General features: G+C 61.9%; 7 protein-coding genes. 5 read left to right on the forward strand and 2 right to left on the reverse strand.

The genetic code is table 11. The features are described from left to right. Both Q0L62_RS12900 and Q0L62_RS12905 read right to left on the reverse strand, forming a co-directional pair. A partial coding sequence (locus Q0L62_RS12900) for a serine hydrolase (protein WP_296680541.1) occupies positions 1-410 on the reverse strand: 410 nt, incomplete at its 3' end. Positions 411-423: 13 nt separating this feature from the next. Next, entirely contained in the window at positions 424-1,479 is a 1,056-nt protein-coding gene (locus Q0L62_RS12905) for an A/G-specific adenine glycosylase (RefSeq protein WP_296680526.1), read from the reverse strand. A 29-nt stretch (positions 1,480-1,508) separates the two neighbouring features. Here Q0L62_RS12905 and Q0L62_RS12910 point away from each other — a divergent pair, with 29 nt between their 5' ends. From Q0L62_RS12910 to Q0L62_RS12930, 5 genes are all read left to right on the forward strand, one after another. Further along, positions 1,509-2,042 (forward strand): DUF721 domain-containing protein, encoded by a 534-nt coding sequence (locus tag Q0L62_RS12910; protein WP_296680530.1) that lies wholly within the window; start codon positions 1,509-1,511, stop codon positions 2,040-2,042. 5 nt (positions 2,043-2,047) lie between these two features. After that, entirely contained in the window at positions 2,048-2,719 is a 672-nt protein-coding gene (locus tag Q0L62_RS12915; protein WP_296680543.1) for a thioredoxin domain-containing protein, read from the forward strand. A gap of 91 nt (positions 2,720-2,810) precedes the next feature. Continuing rightward, positions 2,811-3,578: a thioredoxin domain-containing protein gene (locus Q0L62_RS12920; protein ID WP_296680533.1), complete on the forward strand. Its 768-nt coding sequence runs from the start codon at positions 2,811-2,813 to the stop codon at positions 3,576-3,578. 137 nt (positions 3,579-3,715) lie between these two features. After that, entirely contained in the window at positions 3,716-4,477 is a 762-nt protein-coding gene (locus tag Q0L62_RS12925) for a thioredoxin domain-containing protein (RefSeq protein ID WP_296680536.1), read from the forward strand. 29 nt (positions 4,478-4,506) lie between these two features. Next, positions 4,507-4,826 (forward strand): AAA family ATPase (locus Q0L62_RS12930; protein WP_296680538.1); only part of this gene is annotated, 320 nt, incomplete at its 3' end.

The raw sequence follows: 4,826 nt of genomic DNA on the forward strand, positions 1-4,826 counted from the left end.
TGCATCTTGGCAAACTTGGGCAGCAGATCGGCCAGCGGCTGATCCAGTCCCAGCTTGCCTTCATCAATCAGGATCATCGCCGCCATGCCTGTGATCGGTTTGGTCATCGAATAGATCCGGAACAGACTGTCCGGGCCTACACCATCGGGATCGTCCAGACCTTCCTTGCCGCGCAGGATATATCCCGGATCCTTGGACCCCCAACCGATCGCAGCGGCCATTCCGGCCAGCTTGCGCGTGCTGACATACTTGTCCAGCATGGCGGTCACGGCGGGCCACTGCGCCGCGATATCGACATCGGCTGCCCAGGCGCTCGCTGCGCCAAAAGGCAATGCACCAAGCGCTGCACCGGCGCCCAGCATGGCCCCGCCGCGCAGCATCGAACGACGCGAAACCGAAGGATCGATCATATCAGACACGTAATTATTCTCCCATTTCGGCAGTTTGCGCCAGAGCCAGCCGGGCAACCTTTGCAAACACGGTGGGCAATCCCGCATCGTCGATGCGATCAAGCGGCCACCACTGCCCTTGTTCCGGATGCCTAGAGCAATCCCCACCTGAATGCAGCATCAATTGCAATTCAAGATCGAAATGCGAAAAAGTGTGGCGCACCCCGCCTGCCGCTGTCCAGGATCCGTCAATCGGCGGCGTTCCATCGCCATTGCCCCGGGCAGACCAGCCATCATCGGGTAACGCGCGCATCCCGCCCAACAGGCCTTTGCCCGGCCGGGTTACCAGCCAGACAGCACCTTGGCGTTCAATCCAGAACGCGCTGCCCGTCCGCGTGGGGCGCGCTACTTTCGCAGTTTTGACGGGGTACAGTTCAGCCCCCTGCAACCTGCCCTGACACCCCTCAGCCAGTGGGCAAAGCAAGCAACGCGGGTTGCGCGATGTGCAGATGGTCGCACCCAGATCCATCAATGCCTGCGCAAAATCGCCCGGTCGGTCGCTTGGTGTCAGCACCTCGGCCCGGGCGCGAATCGCCTTGCGCGCGGCTGGCAGCGGCTGGTCGATCGCATAAAGCCGGGCGATCACCCGCTCGACATTGGCATCAACCACGGTTGCTGCTTCTTCAAACGCGATCGCGGCGACCGCTGCTGCGGTATATGCGCCAAGTCCCGGCAACTGCCGCAGTTCCGCCTCGGTTGCAGGAAAGGTCCCGCCGCGTGCCGCGACGGCCCGCGCGCAGGCCAGCAAATTGCGCGCACGGGCATAATAACCCAAACCCGCCCAAGCGGCCATGACATCCTCATCTGCGGCGGCGGCCAGATCGGTAACACGAGGCCAGCGCGCCAAAAACCTGTCGAAAAACGGTGCAACTGCTGCCGTCGTGGTTTGCTGCAGCATCACTTCTGACAGCCATACGCGGTAGGGGTCGGGCGGCTTTTGACCTGGCGGATTGCGCCACGGCAGGCTGCGCGCATAATCCTGGTACCAGGCAAGAAGTGCAGATTGGACTGTCTCGGCGCTGGCATCCATGCCGCCGCTATGGCATTGCCCGCGGCGTAATGGAACGGGATCGCACCAAGCCGGGCACAGCAGGCCGTCCGTTTGAGCGGCGACGCGGCACGGGCGTGCGTCCGATTGCCGAACTTATGCCTGAAATCGGTCGTACCGCGTTCCGCAAGTTCGGATTTGTGCAATCAAGTGTGGTAACGCGCTGGCCTGAAATTGTCGGTGAACATCACGCCAAGGTCTGCTCGCCCGAATCGATCCGCTTTGCTCCGGGTGAAAAGCGCGACGGGATCCTGCAGCTGGTAGTCGTTCCAGCCCATGCTCCGCTGATCAGTCATGTCATCCCCGAAATCATGGAACGGGTGAACCGGTTTTTCGGTTATCAGGCGGTTTCGCGAGTCAAGTTGCGGCAAGGGCCGGTTAATCCCCCAAAGGCCAAGGAGGCGCCAACCGCGCCGCCATCGCTGCGCCCGATCCCGCTGGAATTGGGCGAAAGTCTGCGCGACATCGGCGATCCTGAATTGCGGGCGGTGCTGGAATCGCTTGCCCGCAATCTGGGCACCACGGAAGAGGAGCCGACGAAGTGAGCCGAATGACAAAACTTGCAGCACTTGTCGCCGTCGCGGTCCTGTCACTTGCGGCCACTAAACCTGCTGCCAACTGGAATACCGCTGTAGCAGTCACTCCGGCAGGCGGTCACGTGCTCGGCAATCCGGCGGCCCAGATTAAATTGACCGAATATGTGAGCTACACCTGCCCGCACTGCGCCCATTTCGAAGCCGAGGCGACCAATCCTCTTCGCCTGGCCTATGTCCGTACCGGCAAAGTTTCGGTCGAGGTACAGCACATGCTGCGCGATCCGATCGACTTGACCGTTGCGATGCTGACCAACTGCGGCACCAAGGACAAGTTCTTTGTCAACCACGGCATGTTCATGCGCAGTCAGGCGACATGGATCAAACTGATGATGACCGCCACCGGTCCGCAGCGGTCACGCTGGTCGAGCGGCGACTTGGGCACTCGCAACCGGTCAATTGCAGCCGATTTTCACTTCTACGAGATGATGGCGACGCGCGGTTACGATCGCGCCGCAGTGGACCGCTGCCTGACTGACAAGGTCATGGCCGAACGTCTGGCCAAGCAGGCCCAGAATGCCAGCGAACTGGGCGTTACCGGCACTCCCAGCTTTGCCATCAACGGCGCGCTGCTGGCCGGAACGAACGAATGGTCGGTGCTTCAGCCGCAGATCGACGCCGCGCTGTGATTGACCGCAGCGCTGGCTTGAGCGATTGAGCGCTGCCTGAATGCAGTAACGGGCGCGCCGCGAGGCCGCTCGTCAAATCCGGAGATCTGCCTTGCTGACCACATCCACACGCCGCCTGCTTATCGCCGCCAGCCTGGTTCCGCTGTGCCTTGGTGCCGCGGCGTGCAAGAAAGATACGGACAGCGGCACCGCTGCCAGCACGGCCGCCGGTGATCCGATTGCCAAGGTCGCCCCGCCTGCCGGCAAGGCATGGTCCGATGTGGTGACGGTTACGCCGGATGGCGGCTATCAGATGGGCAACCCCCAGGCGCCGATCAAGCTGATTGAATACGGCGCGCTATCGTGTTCGCACTGCGCCGAGTTTTCTGAAAAATCGAGTGCGGAGATGCGCTCGAATTTCGTCGATTCAGGGCGCGTCAGTTATGAATTGCGCCTGATGCTCAACAACGCGCTCGACGTGCCGGCCGATCTTCTTGCCACCTGCGGTGCGCCCGAGGCAGTGTTGCCGCTGGCCGACCAGTTCTGGGCCTGGCAGGGAACCATGTTCGAAAATCTCAAGGCTGCCGGCGATGCCAAGTTCCAGGCGGTCAGCCAGTTGCCGCGCGAACAGCAGTTTGCCGCCACGGCTCAGCTGACCGGTATGGATCAGTTCTTTGCCGCACGCGGTGTGGCGCGCGATCAGGCGGCGATGTGCCTGGCGGACACGGCCAAGGCCGAGCGATTGGTCAAGGCGTCAGGCGATTATGCCGAAAAATACAAGGTTGAAGGCACGCCGACCTTCTATGCCAATGGGGTGAAGCTTGACTTCAACACATGGGAAGCGGTCAAACCTCATCTGGAAAAGCTGGGCGCCCGCTGAAACCCGCGACGCAAAAGGCCGGGCATCGAGCCGAATCCTGTGGATGACGGGGTCACCCGGCGCAGCTTCGCTTTGAATAGCGGCGGGCGGTAGGCTAGCCTTTCCCCAAGGAAAAGCTCCCGATTGCAGGAAACCCGATGACCGTTCCCTTCGCTGCCCTGCCGTTTCGCCGTCTGCGCTTTGCGCTGCTGTTGCCCCTTGCTCTGGTCGGCTGCGACCAAAGCGGAACGAAGTCGGCTGACAGCGATAGCGCCCCGCTGGCCAAGGTAGCCCCGCCCGCAGGCAAGGCGTGGACCGATGTAATCGCCGTCTCTGCCGAAGGCGGCTATGTGATGGGCAACCCGCAAGCGCCGATCAGGCTGGTCGAATATGTCTCGCTCACCTGTTCGCATTGCGCTGATTTCGCGGCTCAGTCCTCCGCAGAACTCAAAGGCACCTATGTCGACAGCGGCAGGGTCAGTTACGAAATGCGCAATTTCATCCGCGACGCGATCGACCTGACGGCAGTGCAATTGACCCGATGCGGCCCGCCGGAAACCTACTTTGCCCAGACGGACAAGGTGTTGGCCAATCAGAAGGACTTTTTCGACAAGGCCCAGACGGCCGGGAAAGCGGCACAAGACGCCGCTTTTGCCGCCGAGCCGGCCAAACGCGGCCCTGCGATCGGCGCGTTGACCGGACTGACAGCCTTTTTCGCGGCGAATGGCCTGGCGCAGGACCGGGCCAACCAGTGTCTGGCCGATACGGCCAAAGCCGAAGCGCTGGTGGCCCTGATCAACAAGCAGTCCGATGCTTTTGAGATCGCCGGGACGCCCACATTCCTGGTCAACGGCAAGAAGGTGGAAGGCAACACCTGGGCTGCGATCAAACCGTTGCTGGAAAAAGCCGGCGCCCGCTAGGCGCAAAATTGGAAGGGTAAGTCGGTCCGATGCGTATCAAACGGCTCAAGCTCTCTGGATTCAAGAGCTTTGTCGAGCCGGCTGAGCTGCGCATCGAACCGGGTCTGACCGGTGTCGTCGGCCCCAACGGCTGCGGTAAATCGAACTTGCTTGAAGCGATCCGGTGGGTCATGGGTGAAAGCTCTCCCAAATCGATGCGCAGCGGCGGGATGGAAGATGTGATCTTCGCCGGGACCACCACCCGCCCCCCGCGTGATTTTGCCGAAGTAGTGCTGCTGGCCGAAGCGCCCGGCCTGCACGGCGGCGATAACGACAGCGATCTGGAAGTAGTCCGCCGGATTGAGCGCGG

Origin of the sequence: Novosphingobium sp. (genome assembly GCF_024642085.1) — a bacterium.
In the GTDB taxonomy this organism is placed as follows: Bacteria; Pseudomonadota; Alphaproteobacteria; order Sphingomonadales; family Sphingomonadaceae; genus Novosphingobium.

Excerpts from the sequence above, each read along its gene's own strand:
- Q0L62_RS12905 (WP_296680526.1), bottom strand. The coding sequence starts at position 1,479 with ATGGATGCCAGCGCCGAGACAGTCCAATCTGCACTTCTTGCCTGGTAC.
- Q0L62_RS12910 (WP_296680530.1), top strand. The coding sequence starts at position 1,509 with ATGGAACGGGATCGCACCAAGCCGGGCACAGCAGGCCGTCCGTTTGAG.
- Q0L62_RS12915 (WP_296680543.1), top strand. The coding sequence starts at position 2,048 with ATGACAAAACTTGCAGCACTTGTCGCCGTCGCGGTCCTGTCACTTGCG.
- Q0L62_RS12925 (WP_296680536.1), top strand. The coding sequence starts at position 3,716 with ATGACCGTTCCCTTCGCTGCCCTGCCGTTTCGCCGTCTGCGCTTTGCG.